The sequence below is a fragment of the Streptomyces sp. NPDC006296 genome (assembly GCF_040613235.1).
GTDB lineage: Bacteria > Actinomycetota > Actinomycetes > Streptomycetales > Streptomycetaceae > Streptomyces.
On the sequence record NZ_JBEXRT010000054.1, the window covers coordinates 1 to 19920 of the forward strand.

Here is a 19920-nt window from a genome sequence, read left to right on the forward strand (position 1 = left end):
GCGGACACGTGCCGTGTCCGCCCGCCCGTTCGCTCGGTCCGCCGCCGGGGCGGCGGTCGTCGGGGCCCGCGCCGCCCCGCACGTCCCGCGCGTCCCTCAGAGCGTGGCCAGGAAGCCGAGCGAGACTTTCCAGGCCAGTTCGGCGGCGTCCTCGTCGAAGTCGGGCAGCTCCGGGTCCGTGAACAGGTGTCCGGCCCCGGGGTAGCGGTAGACCTCGACGTCCGCGCCGGTGCGCTGCATCTGGAGGTACCAGCTGGTCTGCCAGTCGTGCGACTCGAACGGGTCGGGATCCGCCACGTGCAGCTGCACCGGCAGCTCGTCCACCGAGGCGTTCTCCGCGATGTCGGACGTGCCGTGGAGCAGCAGCAGTCCGCGCGCCTTGGCGTCGCCGAGCGCGAGGGTCTGCGCGACGGACGCGCCGAAGGAGAACCCGGCGTAGACGAGTCCCTGGTCGGAGTAGGGGGCGGCGGCCAGGACGGCGCGCTTCAGCAGCTCGTCCTTGCCCACCTGCTCCCGGAAGGCCATTCCCTCCTCGACCGTGTCGAAGGTGTGTCCCTCGAAGAGATCGGGCACGCGCACCTCGTGCCCGGCCGCGCGCAACCGGTCGGCAGCCGCGTGCACGGCGGGCCTCAGGCCGTAGGTCGAGTGGAAAAGCATGATGTTCATGCGTCCCATGGTGCCAGCTGTGCCCTGATCGCTTGGAGGACCACGGACATGGAGAACGTAGTGCGGCCCCTGCTCGTCGTGGGCGGGTCGCTGGTCGTCACGCTGCTGGTGGGCTGGCTGGTCGACCTGCTGCTGCGCCGCGCCGACGGCCGCCACGACGAGACACCGCTGTGGGGCCTGCTCCGGCTCTGCCGCCCTCCCCTGCAGGTGGTGCTCTGCACGGCGCTGCTGAGGGCCAGCTTCGGGCAGCTCCGGCTGGACGTGGTCCGGGACCACCGGGCGGGGATCGGCCAGTTCCTGACCCTGGTGCTGATCGCGGCGTCGGCCTGGCTGGTGATCCGCGTCGCCGCCACCGTCGTGCACGCCTCCTACGCCCGCTACGCGACCTCCACCCGCGATCCCGCCCGGGTCCGCCGGGTCCGCACCCAGGTCACGCTGATCCAGCGGGTGGTCACCGTCGTGGTGGCGACGGTCGCGATCGCGGCGATGCTGCTCACCTTCCCGGCGATGCGCACGGTCGGCACCTCGCTGCTGGCCTCCGCGGGGGTGATCGGCATCGTCGCCGGTGTCGCCGCCCAGTCCACCCTCGGCAATGTCTTCGCCGGCTTCCAGATCGCCTTCGGCGACATGGTGCGGATCGGGGACACCGTGGTGGTGGACGGCGAATGGGGGACGGTCGAGGAGGTCACCCTGACCTTCCTCGCCGTGCGGACCTGGGACGAGCGGCGGATCACGATGCCGGTGTCCTACTTCACGAGCAGGCCGTTCGAGAACTGGTCGCGCGGCGGGGCGCAGATGACCGGCACCGTCTTCCTCCAGCTCGACCACGCGGCCCCGGTCGCGGCGATGCGGGACAGGCTGCGCGACATCCTCGGCGAGTGCGCCGCCTGGGACGGCCGGGACTGGTCGCTGGCCGTCACCGACACCACCCCCACGACCATCGAGGTGCGGGCGGTGGTGACGGCGAAGGACGCGAACGACATCTGGACGGTGCGCTGCGCGGTGCGGGAGCAGATGATCACCTGGCTCCGCGAGCACCATCCGTACGCCCTGCCCCGGGTGGCGACGGCGCCCGCGCCCGGCGGACACCGGAGCGGACCGGCGGATACGGAGTCCGTCCTGTCCGGACCCCACGTGCCGGCCCCGGACAGGGCCCCCCGCACGGGGCGCGGCTGACCCCGCCGGGACGGCCGGCTCAGTGCAGGCTGCGTACGTCGAGGTACCGCAGCACCCGGTCGACGACCTCCGGGTCCGAGCCGGATTCGCTGCGGGCAGCGAGGACCTCGTGGCGGGCGGCCGACAGGAGCTCGCGCTGCACCCGGCCGAACGCCCGGAAGCGTTCCGTGCGCTGCGCGTACGCCTCGCGCCGCTCCTCGTCGACCATGTCCGGGCTGATCCGCGCACCGATGTCGTAGGCCGCGCGGTGGAGCCGGTCCAGGACCTCCTCGGGGAAGTCCTCGACGTCCTCGATCTCCTTGAGCCGGTGTTTGGCCGCCTTCGCCGCCCTGATGGCGAGGTCCCGCTCCAGGGCCTCTTCGGCGTCGGTGTCGGCCCGCACCCCGAGCCTGCGCACCAGCCAGGGCAGGGTCAGGCCCTGGAACACCAGGGTGGCCATGATCACGGCGAACGCGACGAAGATGATCTCGTCCCGGCCGGGGAAGGGCTTCCCGTCGGCCGTCTCCAGCGGGATCGCCAGGGCCAGCGCCACCGAGGCGACCCCGCGCATCCCCGCCCACCACATGACGACGGTCTCGCGCCAGCTGGTGGGGATCTCCTCGCTGTAGTCGCGGCGCGTGTGGAGCCGCTTGGCGAGCCAGGTGGCCGGCAGCAGCCAGAGGAGCCGTACGCCGACGACGACCGCGACGATCGCCAGCCCCCAGCCGACGAACTGCAGCTCGCGTCCGTCGGCGGTGCCGAAGACGGTGTGCAGTTCCAGGCCGATGAGACCGAAGGCGACCCCGGTCACCAGGGTGTCGACGATCTCCCAGAAGGACCGGCCCGTGAGGCGCCCGAGGACGTCGTCGGCGTCCGCCGTGTGCTCGGCGAGGAAGAGCGCGGTGGTGAGGACGGCGAGCACCCCGGAGCCCATCAGTTCCTCGGCGAGGACGTAGCTGACGAAGGGCACCAGCAGGGTCAGGCCGACCTGGAGCGTGGCGTCGCCGAGCAGCCCCATCAGCTTGATGGTCAGCCAGCCGAGGACCAGGCCGACCACGACGGCGACGACCGCGGAGAGCACGAGGAGCCCGAAGGCCTCGGGGAGCGAGAAGCTGCCGCTGACGGCGGCGGCGATCGCCACGTGGTAGAGGACGATGGCCGTGACGTCGTTGAACAGCCCCTCGCCCTCCAGGATCGAGACGAGCCTGCGCGGCAGCCCGACCGAGCCGGCGACCGCCGTGGCGGCGACGGGGTCGGGCGGGGCGACGAGTGCGCCCAGGGCCACCGCCGCGGCGATGGGGAGCCCCGGCACGATCGCGTCGGCGACCGCGGCGACGGCCGCCGTCGTGACGAAGACGAGGGCGACCGCCAGCAGGAAGATCGGCCGTCTGTTCGCCGCGAACTGGCGCCAGGAGGTGCGCTGCACCGAGGCGTAGAGCAGCGGGGGCAGCAGGGCGGGCAGGATGATCTCCGGCGGGATGTCCACGTCCGGGACGAAGCTCGCGAAGGCCATGCCGATCCCGGCGAGCGTCATGAGCACCGGTGCGGGAAGGCCCAGTCTCTCCCCCAGTGGCACGGTGACCACCGCTCCCAGGAGAAGCAGGAGCAGGAGTGCCATCTGGTCCACGTGGTGCCTTCCGCAGCGTGCCGGGCCCGGAGCCCGTCGGTCGGGCCGGCCGGCCCGGACCCCCAGCCTGCCACGCGGGACCGGCGGACCCGCGGCACCCCCCGCGCGGGGCGCCGTCAGAGCGTGCGGCGCATGGACCGGTGCGGAATGCCTGCGTCCGGGAACTCGGGGCCGTACGCCGTGTAGCCGAGCCGCTCGTAGAAGCCGAGCGCGTGCGTCTGGGCGTGCAGGTCGACGGCGGCCAGGCCCAGCGCGCGGGCCTCGTCCTCGATGGCCCGGACCAGGGCCGCTCCGACGCCCAGGCCGCGGGCCGCACGGGTCACGGCGAGCCGGCCGAGCGATCCGACAGCCGGGTCGCCGTCCGTCCGGTCCGCCGCGGCGGCGCCGTGCAGCAGCCGCCCCGTGCCGAGCGGGGAGCCGTCCGCGGCCACGGCGAGGACGTGCACCGCCGTCGCGTCGAGCGCGTCGTACTCGATGTCCGCGGGTACCTGCTGCTCACCGACGAAGACGTCCCTGCGGACCTGGAAGCAGGCGGCGAGGTCGCTCTCGTCGAGGGCCCTGCGGGTGCGGCAGGGGGTGGTCGCGGCGGTCACTGGCTCTCCGCCGCGATGGTGTCGAGGGCCTGGCGCAGGTCGTCCGGGTAGGAGCTCTCGAACTCGACCCAGCCGCCGTCGGCGGGGTGCTCGAAGCCGAGCCGGACCGCGTGCAGCCACTGCCGGGTCAGGCCGAGGCGCTTGGCGAGCGTGGGGTCGGCGCCGTAGGTGAGGTCGCCGACGCAGGGGTGGCGGTGCGCGGACATGTGGACGCGGATCTGGTGCGTGCGCCCGGTCTCCAGCTTGATGTCGAGGAGGCTGGCCGCGCGGTAGGCCTCGATGAGGTCGTAGTGCGTCACGGAGGGCTTGCCCTCGGCGGTGACGGCCCACTTGTAGTCGTGCTGCGGGTGGCGGCCGATGGGTGCGTCGATGGTGCCGCTCATCGGGTCCGGGTGGCCCTGGACCAGCGCGTGGTACTTCTTCTCGACGACCCGGTCGCGGAACTGCGCCTTGAGCAGGGTGTAGGCACGCTCGGACTTGGCCACGACCATCAGGCCGGAGGTGCCGACGTCCAGGCGGTGCACGATGCCCTGGCGCTCGGCGGCGCCCGACGTCGAGATGCGGTAGCCGGCCGCGGCGAGGCCGCCGATGACGGTGGTGCCGGTCCAGCCGGGGCTGGGGTGGGCGGCGACGCCGACCGGCTTCATGATCACGACGATGTCGTCGTCGTCGTGGACGATCTCCATGCCTTCGACGGGCTCGGCGACGATCTGCACCGGGGCGGGCGCCTGGGGCATCTCCACCTCAAGCCACGCACCGCCGTGCACCCGCTCGGACTTCCCGGCCACCGCACCGTCCACCTGTACCTTCCCGGCGGCGGCCAGCTCGGCGGCCTTGGTGCGGGAGAAACCGAACATCCGGGAGATGGCGGCGTCGACACGCTCGCCCTCCAGGCCGTCGGGTACGGGCAGGGTGCGGACCTCGGGATACGTACTCACCAGTCGAGTATGCCTTGCGCCCACTAGTCCTTGTGCACGGTCCCGTCGGGGTCCAGACCCCTGAAGGAGAGGATCACGATGAGGATCCCGCCGCACACGATCGCGGAGTCCGCGAGGTTGAAGACGGCGAAGTGCGCCGGGGCGATGAAGTCGACGACCGCGCCCTTGAAGACGCCCGGCGCGCGGAAGATGCGGTCGGTGAGGTTGCCGAGCGCTCCGCCGAGCAGGAGGCCAAGCGCGATGGCCCAGGGCAGGCTGTAGAGCTTGCGGGCCAGGCGCACGATCACGACGATCACCACGGCCGCGATGGCCGTGAAGATCACGGTGAACGCCTCACCGATCCCGAAGGCGGCACCCGCGTTGCGGATCGCGTCGAACTTCAGCCAGTCGCCGAAGACCTCGATGGGTTCCTCGTGCTCCAGCTTCGCGACCACGATCATCTTGCTGACCAGGTCGAGCAGGTAGGCGAGCACGGCGACCACGAGGAGGGCGAGGATCTTCTTCCTGCCCCGGCCGCCGGCCGCGGTGGAACCCTCGGCGGGCTCCCGGGGCTCCGCCCCGTCGGCCCCCTCGGCATCGGGGATGTCCGGCGTACCGATGATGCGCTCCGCCTCTGCCACGTGAGTCCCTCAACCCTAGGTACCTGACTGAGGACGAGGGTACGACACACCCGGGCGGCCGAGGGCCCCAGGCCCCGGACCACCTGCCCCGACGCGCCGCGGCCCCGCCCGCGGGAAGCCCGGTCCCGGCGCGGGCGCCGTGGTCCGGGCGGCCGTCCGTCGCGTGCCCGGGACGGACGGCCGGACCGGGGCGTACGGCCGGACCGGGGCGTACGGCGGAAGGAGCGCCGTCCGCGCGGAGGGCGGGACGGTCGGTGCTTCCGCCGTACGCCCTAACCGCGCCGCTCCTGCTTCTGCTTGTCCTCGACGCAGAGCGTGGCCCGGGGGAAGGCCTGCATCCGCGCCTTGCCGATCGGCTTGCCGCAGACCTCGCACAGCCCGTACGTCCCCGCGTCGAGCCGGGCGAGGGCCCGTTCGGTCTGCTCCAGGGTCTCCTGGGCGTGGGCGGCCAGGGACAGCTCGTGCTCGCGGGTGATGTTCTTCGTGCCGGTGTCCGCGTCGTCGTCGCCCGCCCCGTCCCCGGAGTCGCGCATCAGACCGGCCAGGGCGGCTCCCGAGGCCTCCAGCTCGCTGCGCAGCCGCAGGACCTCCCCGGTCAGCTCGGTGCGCGCCTCCTGGACCTCCTCCGGGGTCCAGGGGTCCTCCCCCGGCCTGACCGCCAGGTCGGCGGGCGCCGTCGCCACACCGGCCCCGGCCGGGGCGACCGCGGTCGCGGTGCCCTCTCCCGCAGCCGCCGTCCGGGCCGCGCTCTTCTTGGCTACCACCGTGTGGACTCCTGTCTGCTCGGCGGCCTGAGCCGCCCCCGTGGCATTCTCCGGCGCCTTGCCGGCCGTGCTCTTCCTCGTGGTGCTCTTCTTCGACGCGCTCTTCTTCGTGGCGCTTTTCTTCGTGGCGCTCTTCTTCGTGGCGCCCTTCTCGGCCGCCTTCTTCGTGGCGCTCTTTTGGGCGGCGCTCTTCTTCGTGGTGCTCCCGCGGGCCGCGCCCTTCTGCTCGGGCGCGTCCTGTCCCGGGTCCCGGCCGGCCCGTTCCGGCTCCGGCGGACGTGAGGCCGCCTTCTTCCCGGCCGGCTTCTTCCCGCCCTCGCTCGCGGTCCTCTCCTCGGCAGCCGCAGCCGTGGACTTCTCGGACGCCGTTCTCGATGCGGCGGTCTTCTTCGCCACCATGGCCGCGGCCCCTTCACATATTGTGATCTTGCACGCGAATCGTGCTGGGACGATAAATCGACCCCGGCCCCGCGGCAACGGGGCACGCCGCCGGTTCGCCCCTCCCCACGGCCTGGTGGTGGCACCTGCAAGCGTTGTGCCCCGCTCCCCGCCCGGTAATCCGCCCCCCGCGCGCCCTCCGGGACTCCGCCCGCCCCGACTGGCCATTCGGGTCAAGCCCCCTGCCGCGAACAAACCGGTCGGCCGCCGCCCGTGAGGGCCCGTACACTGGGCGCAGCGAGAGGCATGGACGGGACGAGTAGCGTCGGACGCAGCCAGGAGCGACCCGGGGACGGTGGGAGCCCGGGGGCGAGCGCGCCGCGAAGATCACCCCTGAGCCGCCGGAAGAAAGCCTTGGACGCGTGGGCCCCGCCCACCGGCGCAAGGCCGCTAGAACCGGCATCGCGACCCCAATGAGGGGGCCGTGGGCGCACGCCCGGGGCCAAGGAGGGTGGTACCGCGGGAGCAGATCCGGCTCTCGTCCCTCCGACGGAAGTGGAAGACGTCCGCCGGAGGAAGCCCGCACATGACATCGCCGCAGTACCGCCAGGTACCCGCCCAGGTCGACCTGCCCGCCCTCGAGCACGCCGTGCTCGACTTCTGGCGTGACGGCAAGGTCTTCGCCAAGAGCCTCGAACGGTCCGAGGGCCGGCCCGAGTGGGTCTTCTACGAGGGCCCGCCGACCGCCAACGGCATGCCCGGTGCCCACCACATCGAGGCCCGCGTCTTCAAGGACGTCTTCCCCCGCTTCCGCACCATGCAGGGCTACCACGTCGGCCGCAAGGCCGGCTGGGACTGCCACGGCCTGCCGGTCGAGCTCGCGGTGGAGAAGGAGCTGGGCTTCAACGGCAAGAAGGACATCGAGGCCTACGGCATCGCCGAGTTCAACGCGAAGTGCCGTGAGTCCGTCACCCGCCACACCGACGCGTTCACCGAGCTCACGACCCGCATGGGGTACTGGGTCGACCTCGACGACGCCTACCGCACGATGGACCCGGAGTACGTCGACTCCGTGTGGTGGTCGCTGAAGGAGATCTTCCGCAAGGACCTGCTGGTCCAGGACCACCGGGTGGCGCCCTGGTGTCCGCGCTGCGGCACCGGCCTCTCGGACCACGAGCTCGCCCAGGGGTACGAGACGGTCGTCGACCCGTCGGTCTTCGTGCGCTTCCCGCTGACCGGCGGCCCGCTCGCCGGCGAGGCCGCGCTGCTGGTCTGGACGACGACCCCGTGGACCCTGGTCTCCAACACCGCCGTCGCCGCGCACCCCGACGTCAGCTACGTCGTCGCCACGGACGGCACGGAGAAGCTGGTCGTGGCCCGGCCGCTGGTCGAGAAGGCGCTGGGCGAGGGCTGGGAGCTCACCGGCGAGTCCTTCACCGGCCGGGAGATGGAGCGCTGGACGTACGAGCGCCCCTTCCAGCTGGTCGACTTCCCCGCCGAGGCGCACTTCGTCGTCAACGCCGAGTACGTCACGACCGAGGACGGCACGGGTCTGGTCCACCAGTCCCCCGCGTTCGGCGCCGACGACCTCCAGGTCTGCCGTGCCTACGGCCTTCCCGTGGTCAACCCGGTCCGCCCCGACGGCACCTTCGAGGAGGACCTCCCGCTGGTCGGCGGTGTGTTCTTCAAGAAGGCCGACGAGGCCCTCACCGAGGACCTGGACGCGCGCGGCAGGCTCTTCCGCCACGTCCCGTACGAGCACAGCTACCCGCACTGCTGGCGCTGCCACACGGCCCTGCTGTACTACGCCCAGCCGTCCTGGTACATCCGCACCACCGCGATCAAGGACCGGCTCCTCCAGGAGAACGAGAGGACCAACTGGTTCCCGGACTCCGTCAAGAACGGCCGCTTCGGCGACTGGCTGAACAACAACGTCGACTGGGCGCTGTCCCGCAACCGCTACTGGGGCACCCCGCTGCCCATCTGGCGCTGCGAGGACGACCACCTGACGTGCGTGGGCTCACGCGCGGAACTGACGGAGCTCACGGGCACCGACCAGTCGGCGCTGGACCCGCACCGCCCGTTCATCGACGAGATCACGTTCACCTGCTCGCACGAGAACTGCCAGTTGGAGGCGTACCGCGTCCCGGAGGTCATCGACGCCTGGTACGACTCGGGCTCGATGCCGTTCGCGCAGTGGGGCTACCCCTACCGGAACAAGGAGGTCTTCGAGTCCCGCTATCCGGCGCAGTTCATCTCGGAGGCCATCGACCAGACCCGGGGCTGGTTCTACACGCTCATGGCGGTCGGCACCCTGGTCTTCGACAAGTCGTCGTACGAGAACGTGGTCTGCCTCGGCCACATCCTCGCCGAGGACGGCAGGAAGATGTCCAAGCACCTGGGCAACATCCTCCAGCCGATCCCGCTGATGGACCAGCACGGCGCCGACGCCGTGCGCTGGTTCATGGCGGCCGGCGGCTCGCCGTGGGCGGCGCGCCGGGTGGGCCACGGCACGATCCAGGAGGTCGTGCGCAAGACCCTCCTCACGTACTGGAACACCGTGGCCTTCCAGGCGCTGTACGCCCGCACCTCGGGCTGGGCGCCGTCCGCCGCCGATCCCGCGCCCGCCGACCGGACGGTCCTGGACCGCTGGCTGCTGAGCGAGCTCGGCACCCTGGTCGACGAGGTGACCAAGGCGCTGGAGGCGTACGACACCCAGCGTGCGGGCAAACTGCTCTCCGCGTTCGTCGACGACCTGTCCAACTGGTACGTCCGCCGCTCCCGCCGCCGCTTCTGGCAGGGCGACAAGGCGGCGCTGCGCACCCTGCACGAGGTCGTGGAGACCGTCACCCGGCTGATGGCCCCGCTGACCCCGTTCATCACGGAGCGGGTCTGGCAGGACCTGATCGTGCCGGTCACCCCGGACGCCCCGGAGTCGGTCCACCTGTCCGACTGGCCGAAGGCGGACCCGGCGGCGATCGACCCGGCGCTCTCCGTGCAGATGGCGCTGGTGCGCCGCCTGGTGGAGCTGGGACGGGCCACCCGGGCCGAGTCGGGGGTCAAGACCCGGCAGCCGCTGTCCCGGGCCCTGGTCGCCGCCTCGGGCTTCGAGTCGCTGACGCCGGAGCTGCGCGCCCAGATCACGGAGGAGCTGAACGTCTCCTCGCTGGCCTCCCTGTCCGAGGTCGGCGGCTCGCTGGTCGACACCACGGCCAAGGCGAACTTCCGCGCGCTGGGCAAGCGGTTCGGCAAGGGCGTCCAGGCCGTGGCGAAGGCCGTCGCAAACACCGACGCCGCCGCCCTGAGCCTGGCGCTGCGCGAGGGCACCGCCTCGGTGGAGGTCGACGGCGAGCAGGTCACGCTGGCCCCCGACGAGGTCATCATCACGGAGACCCCGCGCGAGGGCTGGTCCGTGGCGTCCGACTCGGGCGCGACCGTCGCCCTGGACCTGGAGATCACCCCCGAGCTGCGGGCCGCCGGACTGGCCCGTGACGCGATCCGGCTGATCCAGGAGGCCCGCAAGAACAGCGGCCTGGAGGTGTCCGACCGGATCGCCGTCCGCTGGACGTCGGCGTCCGCCGGGACCGCGGAGGCCCTGACCGCACACGCGTCCCTCATCGCCGACGAGGTCCTCGCGGTGGACTACGCACAGGGCGAGGCCGACGACACGTACGGCAGCCCGTTCGAGGACGAGGGCCTGTCCCTCACGTTCCGGCTCCGCAAGGCCGAGCGGTAACCGTTCCGCCCGCGAACGGGCCCGGCCGGACCACGCGTCCCGGCCGGGCCCCTTCGCACGTCCCGGGGCCCCGCCCGGCCCCGGGCCCGTGCACCTGGCGCCGTGCGTCCGGGCCGGCCCGGTCCCGGCACCCACCCCGGTCATGGGGGCCTCGCACGGCCCCGGAGCCCCGGCCGCCCGGTCCCCCGCCCACCCGGCCCTCGGGGTGCCCGTGAACCGCCCGGCCACCGGGCGTCCGGGCCCGTACGTCCGGGCCGGCCTCCGCGTCCGGGCCTGTGCGGTCGTGAGGTCGTGCGACCGGTGGGCCGTGGGTGCCCAGTGCTCGGACGCCGCCCCCGTGTGCGTCAGCCTCGGCGCCCCGGTGCTCGGTCGCCGCCGTGCGGCGGCCTTCCGCGCGTCGCCTCCGTACGGCTGCTACGGGGCCGCACCCCGCGATGCCGGCCCCGCCCCCGTGCACTGCTCCTCGGCGACCGGGCCCGTGCGGCGCCCCGGGGCACCACCCCGGCCGACAGCCCGGGACCGCCCCGAACCGCGCTGCGGTGCCGGCCCGCGTCCGGCCACGGCAGAAGGGCCGGGCCCCGGGGATTCCCGGGGTCCGGCCCTTCTGACTGCCGACGGCTACGCGCTCAGCGAGCGCGAACCGCTCAGTTGTCGTCCTCGTCGATCAGGAACCCGCGCATCGGCGACGGGGCCTGCTGCATCGGCTGCGGCGCCTGGGGCCGCACCGGCGCCATGGGCTGCGTCATCGCGGGCGACATCTGCTGCTGGCCGCCGCCGTAGGACGGGCCACCGCCCATCGACTGGTTGCCGCTGCCCATCTGCTGGCTGCCGTGACCGCCGTGGTTGCCGCTCATGGTGTGTCCCATGGCACCCGCGCCGGCCGGGGCCAGCGAGGGCGACGGCGGGAGCGAGGCGGCGGCGGGGGTGCGCGGCGGGGCCAGCGAGTCGTCGGACTGGGTCTCCAGCTGACGCAGCTGGCTCTCCAGGTAGGACTTCAGGCGGGTCCGGTACTCGCGCTCGAAGCCGCGCAGGTCCTCGACCTTGCGCTCCAGCGTCGCGCGGGCCGACTCCAGCGAGCCCATCGCCACGCGGTGCTTCTCCTGCGCGTCCCGCTCCAGGGCGTCCGCCTTGGCACGGGCGTCGCGCTCCAGCCCCTCGGCGCGGCTGCGTGCCTCACCGACGATCTTGTTGGCCTCGGAGCGCGCCTCCGCGATCGCCTGGTCGGCGGTCTGCTGGGCGAGGGAGAGGACACGAGCGGCGCTGTCGCCACCGGGGCCCTGGCCCTGACCGGACTGCTGCATCTGCTGCTGTTGCTGCTGCTGCTGCTGCTGCTGCATCTGCTGCATCTGCTGCTGCTGGGGGTGACCGCCCATGGGGCCGCCCATCGGGCCACCCATGGGACCGCCCTGCATCGGGCCGGGGCCGTGCGGGCCCTGCGGGCCGGGGCCGTGGCCGCCCTGGGGACCGTGGCCGCTGGGACCGGCGGGCAGCTGGGGAGCACCACCGGGCAGCTGGGGGGGACCCATCTGCGGGGGCTGCTGCTGCTGCGCCGGTGGACCAGATATGGCCGCCGGTACCGGGGCGCCCGGCCGCTCCTGCTGTTCAGGTGGCTTGCGCATGCCCTGCTGCTGCTGGTTCTGCGCGGCCGCGCGCGTGGCGGCGGCCAGCTTGGCGCGCAGGTCCTCGTTCTCACGCAGCAGACGGGTCAGTTCCGACTCGACCTCGTCGAGGAAGGCATCGACCTCGTCCTCGTCATAGCCTTCTCGGAGGCGGACGGTCGTGAACTGCTTGTTCCGCACGTCCTCGGGGGTCAGCGGCATCTCTTCTTCACCTCTACGTAGTCGTCGGCAGTCGGCAAGACCGTATCGTTCACACGCTGCTCGCAAGCTTGCCCACGATGCTGAGCAGAATGTAGACGATGATCATCAGAACGAAGAAGGACAGGTCCAGTGCCACGCCCCCGAGACGCAACGGCGGTATGAACCGCCGCAGAAGCTTCAGCGGTGGATCCGTGACAGTGTAAGTGCCCTCGAGAACGACCACCATCGCCTTGCCTGGCTGCCATGAACGTGCGAACTGGAAGACATAGTCCATGACCAGCCGGAAGATCAGCACGATGAGGAAACACATCAGCGCGATATAGACCACATCCAGTGCGACGCCCATGGTTCGCGCTTCCCTCTCCCCTGGCTCTCGTAGCCCCGGCCTCCCGGCCGGGTTTGTTCCCGGTGTTCTCAGCTCTGGTTGAAGAACCCGCCCTCTGCGATGCGAGCCTTGTCCTCCGCCGTGACATCGACGTTAGCAGGCGACAACAGGAACACCTTCTGCGTCACGCGCTCAATGCTGCCATGGAGACCGAAGACGAGTCCCGCGGCAAAGTCGACAAGTCGCTTCGCATCCGTGTCGTCCATCTCCGTGAGGTTCATGATCACCGGAGTGCCCTCGCGGAAGTGTTCCCCGATGGTACGGGCCTCGTTGTAGGTCCTGGGGTGCAGCGTGGTGATCCGGTAGGGCTCACGCTCGGACACGACCTTGGGCATGATCACCGGTGCGTTCTTCTCCAGGTTCGGTCGATCAGGTGTGATGGATGCCACGGGGGCGATCCGGGCGGGTCGACCGCTGTCCGCCGGGAGCTGAACCGGCTCCCGCGGCGCGGGCGGCTGTACCGATCGCACCGGTTCGTCCCTTTCCCGCTCCACCGGATGCGCGGGCTGGTGCCGCCGCCGGTCGCGGTCGGGCTCCGGCTCGGGTTCGAATTCGTCGTCGGGGTCGAACCCCGGACCGTCGTACCCATCGTCCTCCACGAGGCCGAGGTAGACCGCCATCTTGCGCATCGCGCCGGCCATGCTCCGAGTCCTCCGCTCTGTGGTGGATCGGCATTCGTGTCACCAAGTGCCCGAGATCCACTCCGGCCAGTCCGCCTGAGCGGGAATGACCATATTTTCTGCTGTGGTCCGACTTGCTTCGCGACGTTACCCGAGCCGGGGTCGGACTCCGAGTACCGCCGTACCGACGCGTACATGTGTCGCCCCGGCCGCGATCGCGTCCTCGAGATCCGCGCTCATCCCGGCAGAGACCATGTTCGCAGCCGGATGGTTCCCGCGCAGGCGGGACGAGATTTCCATGAGGCGGTCGAACGCGGCCCGTTGCCGTCCGGCGTACGGGCCCGCGAGCGGGGCGACCGTCATCAGGCCGTCGAGCCGGAGTCCTTCCGCCGCCTCGACGGCCGCGGCCAACTCCTCGATCGCGTCCGGCGCGACGCCGCCCCGGTCGCCGCGCTCGCCGCTCTCCGCGTCGAGGGCGACCTGGAGGAGGCAGCCGAGCTCGCGCCCGCCCCGCACCGCTGCCGCCGAGAGCGCGGTGACCAGCTTCACCCGGTCCACCGACTGGACGACATCGGCGTAACCGGCGACGGAGCGGACCTTGTTGGTCTGCAGCTGTCCGACGAAGTGCCAGGTGAGCGGCAGGTCCGCACACGCGGCGGCCTTGGGCGCCGCGTCCTGGTCGCGGTTCTCCGCGACCTGGCGCACGCCGAGTTCGTGAAGAATGCGCACATCGCTCGCGGGGTAGGTCTTGGTGACCACGATGAGGGTCACGTCCTCCCGCCCGCGCCCCGCCGAGGCGCAGGCGGACGCGATGCGCTCCTCGACCAGGGCCAGGTTGGCGGCGAGTTGGGTCCTGCGGTCCGTCATGCCCTATCAGTCCAACCAGACATAACCGGCGAGCCGCCCCGTGGTGCGGTCCCGGCGGTACGAGAAGTGGTCGCCCGACTCCAGGGTGCAGAACGGCGAGCTGTGCCGGTCGACGACGCCGAGCTCGTCGAGCTGCGCGTGCACCCCGGCCGTGACGTCCACCGCGGGTGTGCCCCAGCCGGTCTCCGACCACGAGGCCGGGACGACGGCGGCCACCTCGGCCCGCATCTCCTCCGGCACCTCGTAGCACCGCCCGCAGACGGCCGGTCCGGTGTGCGCGGTGATCCGGGAGGGTTCGGCGCCGAGCGCGGTCATGGCCTCGACCGCGGCCGGGACCACCCCCGCGACCAGACCGGGCCGCCCCGCGTGGGCGGCCGCGACGACACCGGCCACCGGATCGGCGAGGAGCACGGGGGTGCAGTCCGCGGTGAGCACCGCGAGGGGCAGCCCGCGCCGCGCCGTCACCACGGCGTCCACGGCGGGAACGGCGCCCGGGGCGTCGCTCCAGGGGCCGTCGACCACGGCCACGTCGCGCCCGTGCACCTGGTTCATCCAGACCACGCGGGCCGGGTCGAGTCCGAGGGAACGGGCCGCGCGGGCACGGTTCGTGAGGACGGCGGCGGGGTCGTCGCCGACCGCGCCGCCGAGGTTGAGCTCCTCGTACGGAACGGCGCTCACTCCGCCCCACCGGTCGGTGAAGGCGAAGCGGGCGCCGCCCGTCGAGGACTCCGCGGTTCGCACCGCGGGCTGCGGACCTATCACTTCAAGAAGTCCGGGACGTCCAGCTCTTCGGCCTGGTTGTCCTGGTAGGGACGGGCCGTCGGGACGTGCGGCGGGTTCACCGGCGGCAGCGCGCTCTCGCTCGCCACCGGCACGGGCTCGGCCGCCGGCGTCGGGGACTCCTCGCGCGGCGGCACGGAGCCGAGTCCGCCCGTCTGGCGCGCCGGTTCGGCGGTGCGGGCCGGCGCGGCCGGCTCCTCCCGCTTGGACGCGCCCGCCCCGAGGACGGTCTCCCTGCGGGCCGGCGGCTGCCCGCCGTCGAAGCCCGCGGCGATGACCGTGACCCGGACCTCGTCGCCCAGCGCGTCGTCGATGACCGCGCCGAAGATGATGTTCGCCTCCGGGTGGGCCGCCTCGCTCACCAGCTGCGCGGCCTCGTTGATCTCGAAGAGACCGAGGTCGCTGCCGCCGGAGATGGAGAGCAGCACACCGCGGGCGCCGTCGATGGACGCCTCCAGGAGCGGCGAGGAGATCGCCATCTCCGCGGCGGCCACCGCGCGGTCGTCGCCGCGGGCGGAGCCGATGCCCATGAGCGCCGATCCGGCCTCGGACATGACCGACTTGACGTCGGCGAAGTCGAGGTTGATCAGGCCCGGGGTGGTGATGAGGTCGGTGATGCCCTGGACGCCCGAGAGCAGCACCTGGTCGGCCGACTTGAACGCGTCGAGCACGCTGACCTGGCGGTCCGAGATGGACAGCAGCCGGTCGTTGGGGATGACGATGAGGGTGTCGACCTCTTCGCGGAGCTCGGCGATGCCGTCCTCCGCCTGGTTCGCACGCCGCCGGCCCTCGAAGGTGAACGGGCGGGTGACCACACCGATCGTCAGGGCGCCGAGCGAGCGCGCGATGTTGGCGACGACGGGTGCGCCGCCGGTACCGGTGCCGCCGCCCTCTCCTGCGGTGACGAAGACCATGTCGGCCCCCTTGAGGACCTCCTCGATCTCCTCACGGTGGTCCTCTGCCGCCTTGCGACCGACGGCCGGGTTCGCCCCGGCGCCGAGGCCGCGGGTGAGTTCACGGCCGACGTCGAGCTTGACGTCGGCGTCGCTCATCAACAGTGCTTGCGCATCGGTGTTGATGGCGATGAACTCGACGCCCTTGAGACCGACCTCGATCATTCGGTTGATGGCATTGACACCACCGCCGCCGACACCGATGACCTTGATGACTGCGAGGTAGTTCTGCGGTGCTGCCACGTCGAAGGCCTCTCGCCTCGAGTTACGTGTCGTCGCTTCACGGGATTCCCGCCGCGACGACGGATGCCGATGGGGCCGGTCCGGACGCCGACCCAAACCCTAACGCTGAAGTTTAGGGTTACCAGTGTGTCTGCTTCTTGGACTCTTCCGAACAGGACACTAAGTCGACACGTGGCGCACGTTCAACGAACACGCCGAACCTCCCGTTTTTCTTTTCACCCTATGTGATCACGCGGAGCGCTGACCAACCAGGGGGCTGGCCAGGCGAAACGTGCGTCAACTCTTGGACACAGCAGGGGCGGTGGGAGCGCTCACGTCGAAGTGCCCCGCTTTGGGGGACGCCTTCATGAGAGCGGTGAGAACCCGTGCCTTCACGGCACCTTCCTCACTGCTGCCCCACATCACGGTCCGTCCACGGGTCAGTTCCAGGACGGCGGAGTCGTACGAGGTGACCCGTACGGTGCGGGTCTCCCCGGCCACCTTTCCCGGCAGGTCCCCCGCGACGCGGACCGCTTCCCGCAACAGCCGGTCACCGCCGAAGCGGCGCAGACTCGGAGACCGGTCCGCCGACAGCTGCAGGACCGGCACGTGCGGGGGTGCCTCGTCCACGGTCGCGAAGCGCACGCCTTTCGCATCCACTTCGATGAACTTCTCGCCCTTTTCGACCAGAAGGACCGGTTTCCGTTCGGTCACTCTAAGGCTGACACCGTGCGGCCATGACCGTACGACATCCACCGAGTCGATACGAGGCAACTTCTGGCGCAACCGGTCCGCGAGCGCGTCGGTGTCCACGGAGGCCAGCGGAGACCCCACGGGGGCCGCCGCGGCGGCCTCGACCTCGCTCCGGGTCAGGACGTCGGTGCCGGTGGTCGTCACCCGCTCCAGCCGCAGCCAGGAGGACCCGTAGAGCACCCAGACGGCCGCGCCGGCGACCAGGACCGCACCGGCCGCGATCAGGATCAGCCGCAGCCGGCCGGTGAGCCGGCGCCCCCCGGGTTCGATGTGCGGCGGGCGGGCCGGGGTGTCGGCCCGCTCGGCCTCGCCACGCTGGACGGTCGTCGGTCCGGCCACGCTCGCTCCTTCGCCGGACCCGGGGCCTGCGCCCCGGGTCCGCCCGGCCTCACGCCTGTCGGCGTGCGGCGATCGCCTCGTACACCATGCCGACGAGCAGGTCGTCGGCGTCCCGGCGCCCGAACTCCGCGGCCGCACGGGACATCTCGTACAGCCGGTGCGGGTCCGAGAGCACCGGGAGGACGTTGCCCTGCACCCATTCCGGGGTCAGCGCCGCGTCGTCCACCAGCAGACCGCCGCCGGCGTTGACCACCGGCTGGGCGTTCAGCCGCTGTTCGCCGTTGCCGATCGGCAACGGGACGTAGGCGGCGGGCAGTCCGACGGCGGAGAGTTCGGCGACGGTCATCGCGCCCGCGCGGCAGAGCATCATGTCGGCCGCGGCGTACGCGAGGTCCATCCGGTCCACGTACGGTACCGGGATGTAGGGCGGCATCCCGGGCATGTTGTCGATACGCGGCAATTCGTTCTTCGGACCGACCACGTGGAGGATCTGGATCCCGGACCGCTGGAGCAGCGGCGCGATCCGGGTGACCACCTCGTTGAGGTGGCGGGCGCCCTGCGAACCGCCGGAGACGAGCAGGGTCGGCAGGTTCGGGTCGAGGCCGAAGGCGGCACGCGCCTCGGGACGGACCCGCGCCCGGTCGAGGGTGGCGATGGTGCGGCGCAGCGGGATGCCGATGTAGCGGGCGCCGCGCAGCTTGCTGTCCGGGGTGGAGACGGCGACCCCGTGGGCGTACCGCGAGCCGATCTTGTTGGCCAGGCCCGGCCTGGCGTTGGCCTCGTGGACGACGATCGGGACGCCGACGCGCTTGGCCGCGAGGTAGCCGGGCAGGGCGACGTAACCGCCGAAGCCGATCACGCAGTCCGCCTTGGTGCGCTCCAGGATCTGCTCGGCGGCCTTGATGGTGCCGCGCAGCCGTCCCGGGACGGTGATCAGCTCGGGTGTGGGCTTGCGCGGCAGCGGCACGGCGGGGATCAGCGCCAGTTCGTATCCCCGCTCGGGTACGAGCCTGGTCTCCAGTCCGCGTTCCGTGCCGAGGGCAGTGATTCCCACGGTCGGGTCCTGCCTCCGCAGGGCGTCTGCGAGGGCAAGCGCGGGCTCGATGTGCCCGGCGGTCCCCCCGCCGGCGAGTACGACATGCACCGAAATTCACCGCTCTCCGGACGGACGCTTCGTGACGCGCCGTCTCATCGTCTTCCATCTGACCCCGGGCCTCCGCATGGCCAGGGCCGCTCTCGCCGCCGGGTCCTCCCGCGCGAAGGCGATCATGAGCCCCACGGCGAACATGGTCGGCAGCAGGGCGGAGCCCCCGTAGGAGAACAGCGGCAGCGGGACACCGGCGATCGGCAACAGGCCGAGCACCGCACCGATGTTGATCACGGCCTGCGCCGTGATCCAGGTGGTCACGCCTCCGGCTGCGTACCTCACGAAGGGGTCCTCCGTGCGTCCGGCCACGCGGATACCCGCATAGCCTAGAGCCGCGAAGAGGGCCAGCACCGACAGCGTCCCCGCCAGGCCCAGTTCCTCCCCGGTGATGGCGAAGATGAAGTCGGTGTGCGGCTCGGGGAGTTGACCCCATTTTTCCACACTCGCACCGAGCCCGGAACCGAACCAGCCGCCGGACGCGAGCGCGTAGATTCCGTGCACCGCCTGCCAGCAGGAGTCACCGGGCCCCGGTTCGGAGGCACCGATGCAGCCGAGCCGGGACATCCGGTTGGGGCTGGTCTTGATGAGGACGAATCCGATGAGCACGGCGAAGCCGAGCACCCCGGCGAAGAGCCGGGTGGGGGCGCCGGCCAGCCAGAGCAGGCCGAAGAGGATCGCGGTCAGGATGATCGCGGTTCCCATGTCGCCGCCGAGCATGATCAGTCCGAGCAGCATGAAGGCGACCGGGACCAGCGGCACCAGCATGTGCTTCCACTGGGCCAGCAGCCGCTTGTCCTGCTTGCGGGCGAGCAGGTCCGCGCCCCAGAGGATCAGGGCGAGCTTGCCGAACTCGCTGGGCTGGAGCTGGAAGGGACCGCCCAGGTAGATCCAGTTCTGGTTGCCGTTGACCGACATCCCTATGCCGGGCACCTGGACCAGGACCATCAGGAAGACCGTGACGGCGAGCAGCGGGTAGGCCAGTGCCCGGTGGAGCTTGAGGGGCATCCGGGAGGCCAGCAGCATCAGGCAGGCCCCGATGACGGCGGCGACGAACTGCTTGCGGAAGAAGTAGGTGCTGGGCCTGGACAGCTCCAGCGCCTTGATCATCGAGGCGGAGTAGACCATCACGAGGCCGAGGACGGTGATCAGCAGTCCCGCGCCGAGAATCAGGTAGTACGCCGTCAGGGGGCGGTCCCAGGCCCGTCGTGCCCGCTCGTAGGTCCGCCGCATCCCGTCCCGGCGGCCCGGCCGGGGCGGTGTGCCCGCGGTGCGGCCGCCGGCGCGCGGCACCGGGGGCCGGCGGGAGCCGGTGGCGGGCCGGCTCCGCAGGGCGAGCCCGCGGAAGGGTCCGGGGCCCGCGGGCAGCGGTCCGGCGAGCAGGGGCGGGGTGAGCGCCCGGCTGATCGCCGCACCCGCCCCTGGGCGGTCGGTGCCGCTCGCGGCTGAGCTCTCGTCGGCCGGCATGGTCGCTGTCCCCTCCACTGTTCGTGCCCGGGACCGTCGCCGGGACCCCGGCGGTGCCGCGCGTGACCGGGTCCCGGGCGTTCCGGTCCTCCG

The 19920-nt window shown here is 71.9% G+C and carries 17 protein-coding genes; 2 read left to right on the forward strand and 15 right to left on the reverse strand.

What is annotated here, in order from left to right:
- Positions 1–96: 96 nt before the first annotated feature.
- Positions 97–675 (reverse strand): dienelactone hydrolase family protein, encoded by a 579-nt coding sequence (locus tag ABZ172_RS27220; RefSeq protein ID WP_356887493.1) that lies wholly within the window; start codon positions 673–675, stop codon positions 97–99.
- A gap of 39 nt (positions 676–714) precedes the next feature.
- Here ABZ172_RS27220 and ABZ172_RS27225 point away from each other — a divergent pair, with 39 nt between their 5' ends.
- Positions 715–1842, forward strand: a complete 1128-nt coding sequence (locus tag ABZ172_RS27225; RefSeq protein WP_356887495.1) for a mechanosensitive ion channel domain-containing protein — start codon at positions 715–717, stop codon at positions 1840–1842.
- Positions 1843–1861: 19 nt separating this feature from the next.
- Here ABZ172_RS27225 and ABZ172_RS27230 read toward each other — a convergent pair whose 3' ends face one another.
- From ABZ172_RS27230 to ABZ172_RS27250, 5 genes are all read right to left on the reverse strand, one after another.
- Positions 1862–3448 carry a Na+/H+ antiporter gene (locus tag ABZ172_RS27230; protein ID WP_356887497.1) on the reverse strand — a complete coding sequence of 529 codons (1587 nt, stop codon included), beginning with the start codon at positions 3446–3448 and terminating at the stop codon, positions 1862–1864.
- Positions 3449–3564: 116 nt separating this feature from the next.
- Positions 3565–4041, reverse strand: a complete 477-nt coding sequence (locus ABZ172_RS27235) for a GNAT family N-acetyltransferase (RefSeq protein ID WP_356887499.1) — start codon at positions 4039–4041, stop codon at positions 3565–3567.
- Positions 4038–4979, reverse strand: coding sequence for an RluA family pseudouridine synthase (locus ABZ172_RS27240; protein ID WP_356887501.1), 942 nt, complete (start codon positions 4977–4979; stop codon positions 4038–4040). The genes ABZ172_RS27235 and ABZ172_RS27240 overlap by 4 nt, the downstream gene beginning before the upstream one ends.
- Positions 4980–5002: 23 nt before the next feature.
- Complete coding sequence (lspA, locus tag ABZ172_RS27245) at positions 5003–5599, reverse strand: signal peptidase II (protein ID WP_356887503.1); 597 nt, start codon at positions 5597–5599, stop codon at positions 5003–5005.
- Positions 5600–5871: 272 nt separating this feature from the next.
- A complete protein-coding gene (locus ABZ172_RS27250; protein WP_356887505.1) occupies positions 5872–6762 on the reverse strand; it encodes a TraR/DksA C4-type zinc finger protein in 891 nt (296 codons plus the stop codon).
- 565 nt (positions 6763–7327) lie between these two features.
- Here ABZ172_RS27250 and ileS point away from each other — a divergent pair.
- Positions 7328–10477 carry an isoleucine--tRNA ligase gene (gene ileS / locus ABZ172_RS27255; protein ID WP_356887507.1) on the forward strand — a complete coding sequence of 1050 codons (3150 nt, stop codon included), beginning with the start codon at positions 7328–7330 and terminating at the stop codon, positions 10475–10477.
- A 644-nt stretch (positions 10478–11121) separates the two neighbouring features.
- On the opposite strand, the gene ABZ172_RS27260 is transcribed toward ileS, so the two are convergent.
- The 9 genes from ABZ172_RS27260 to ftsW form a co-directional block, all read right to left on the reverse strand.
- Complete coding sequence (locus ABZ172_RS27260) at positions 11122–12297, reverse strand: DivIVA domain-containing protein (RefSeq protein ID WP_356887509.1); 1176 nt, start codon at positions 12295–12297, stop codon at positions 11122–11124.
- Between the two features lie 49 nt (positions 12298–12346).
- Entirely contained in the window at positions 12347–12643 is a 297-nt protein-coding gene (locus tag ABZ172_RS27265; RefSeq protein ID WP_150490233.1) for a YggT family protein, read from the reverse strand.
- A 68-nt stretch (positions 12644–12711) separates the two neighbouring features.
- Positions 12712–13323: a cell division protein SepF gene (sepF, locus tag ABZ172_RS27270; RefSeq protein WP_356887511.1), complete on the reverse strand. Its 612-nt coding sequence runs from the start codon at positions 13321–13323 to the stop codon at positions 12712–12714.
- A gap of 126 nt (positions 13324–13449) precedes the next feature.
- Complete coding sequence (locus tag ABZ172_RS27275; RefSeq protein ID WP_356887513.1) at positions 13450–14169, reverse strand: YggS family pyridoxal phosphate-dependent enzyme; 720 nt, start codon at positions 14167–14169, stop codon at positions 13450–13452.
- Between the two features lie 6 nt (positions 14170–14175).
- Positions 14176–14910: a peptidoglycan editing factor PgeF gene (gene pgeF, locus ABZ172_RS27280; RefSeq protein ID WP_356887515.1), complete on the reverse strand. Its 735-nt coding sequence runs from the start codon at positions 14908–14910 to the stop codon at positions 14176–14178.
- A gap of 17 nt (positions 14911–14927) precedes the next feature.
- On the reverse strand, positions 14928–16145 hold the full coding sequence (gene ftsZ, locus ABZ172_RS27285; RefSeq protein ID WP_356887517.1) for a cell division protein FtsZ: 1218 nt from the start codon (positions 16143–16145) through the stop codon (positions 14928–14930).
- A 276-nt stretch (positions 16146–16421) separates the two neighbouring features.
- Positions 16422–17216, reverse strand: a complete 795-nt coding sequence (locus ABZ172_RS27290; protein ID WP_356887519.1) for an FtsQ-type POTRA domain-containing protein — start codon at positions 17214–17216, stop codon at positions 16422–16424.
- Positions 17217–17265: 49 nt separating this feature from the next.
- Complete coding sequence (gene murG, locus ABZ172_RS27295; protein WP_356887521.1) at positions 17266–18360, reverse strand: undecaprenyldiphospho-muramoylpentapeptide beta-N-acetylglucosaminyltransferase; 1095 nt, start codon at positions 18358–18360, stop codon at positions 17266–17268.
- Positions 18361–18366: 6 nt separating this feature from the next.
- Entirely contained in the window at positions 18367–19827 is a 1461-nt protein-coding gene (gene ftsW / locus ABZ172_RS27300; protein ID WP_356887523.1) for a putative lipid II flippase FtsW, read from the reverse strand.
- Between the last annotated feature and the right edge of the window lie 93 nt (positions 19828–19920).

What these genes read in the sequence shown, in the direction of transcription:
- ABZ172_RS27220 (WP_356887493.1), bottom strand. Translation starts at nt 675, where the DNA reads ATGGGACGCATGAACATCATGCTTTTCCACTCGACCTACGGCCTGAGG.
- ABZ172_RS27225 (WP_356887495.1), top strand. Translation starts at nt 715, where the DNA reads ATGGAGAACGTAGTGCGGCCCCTGCTCGTCGTGGGCGGGTCGCTGGTC.
- ABZ172_RS27250 (WP_356887505.1), bottom strand. Translation starts at nt 6,762, where the DNA reads ATGGTGGCGAAGAAGACCGCCGCATCGAGAACGGCGTCCGAGAAGTCC.
- ileS (WP_356887507.1), top strand. Translation starts at nt 7,328, where the DNA reads ATGACATCGCCGCAGTACCGCCAGGTACCCGCCCAGGTCGACCTGCCC.
- ABZ172_RS27260 (WP_356887509.1), bottom strand. Translation starts at nt 12,297, where the DNA reads ATGCCGCTGACCCCCGAGGACGTGCGGAACAAGCAGTTCACGACCGTC.
- ABZ172_RS27265 (WP_150490233.1), bottom strand. Translation starts at nt 12,643, where the DNA reads ATGGGCGTCGCACTGGATGTGGTCTATATCGCGCTGATGTGTTTCCTC.
- sepF (WP_356887511.1), bottom strand. Translation starts at nt 13,323, where the DNA reads ATGGCCGGCGCGATGCGCAAGATGGCGGTCTACCTCGGCCTCGTGGAG.
- ABZ172_RS27275 (WP_356887513.1), bottom strand. Translation starts at nt 14,169, where the DNA reads ATGACGGACCGCAGGACCCAACTCGCCGCCAACCTGGCCCTGGTCGAG.
- ftsW (WP_356887523.1), bottom strand. Translation starts at nt 19,827, where the DNA reads ATGCCGGCCGACGAGAGCTCAGCCGCGAGCGGCACCGACCGCCCAGGG.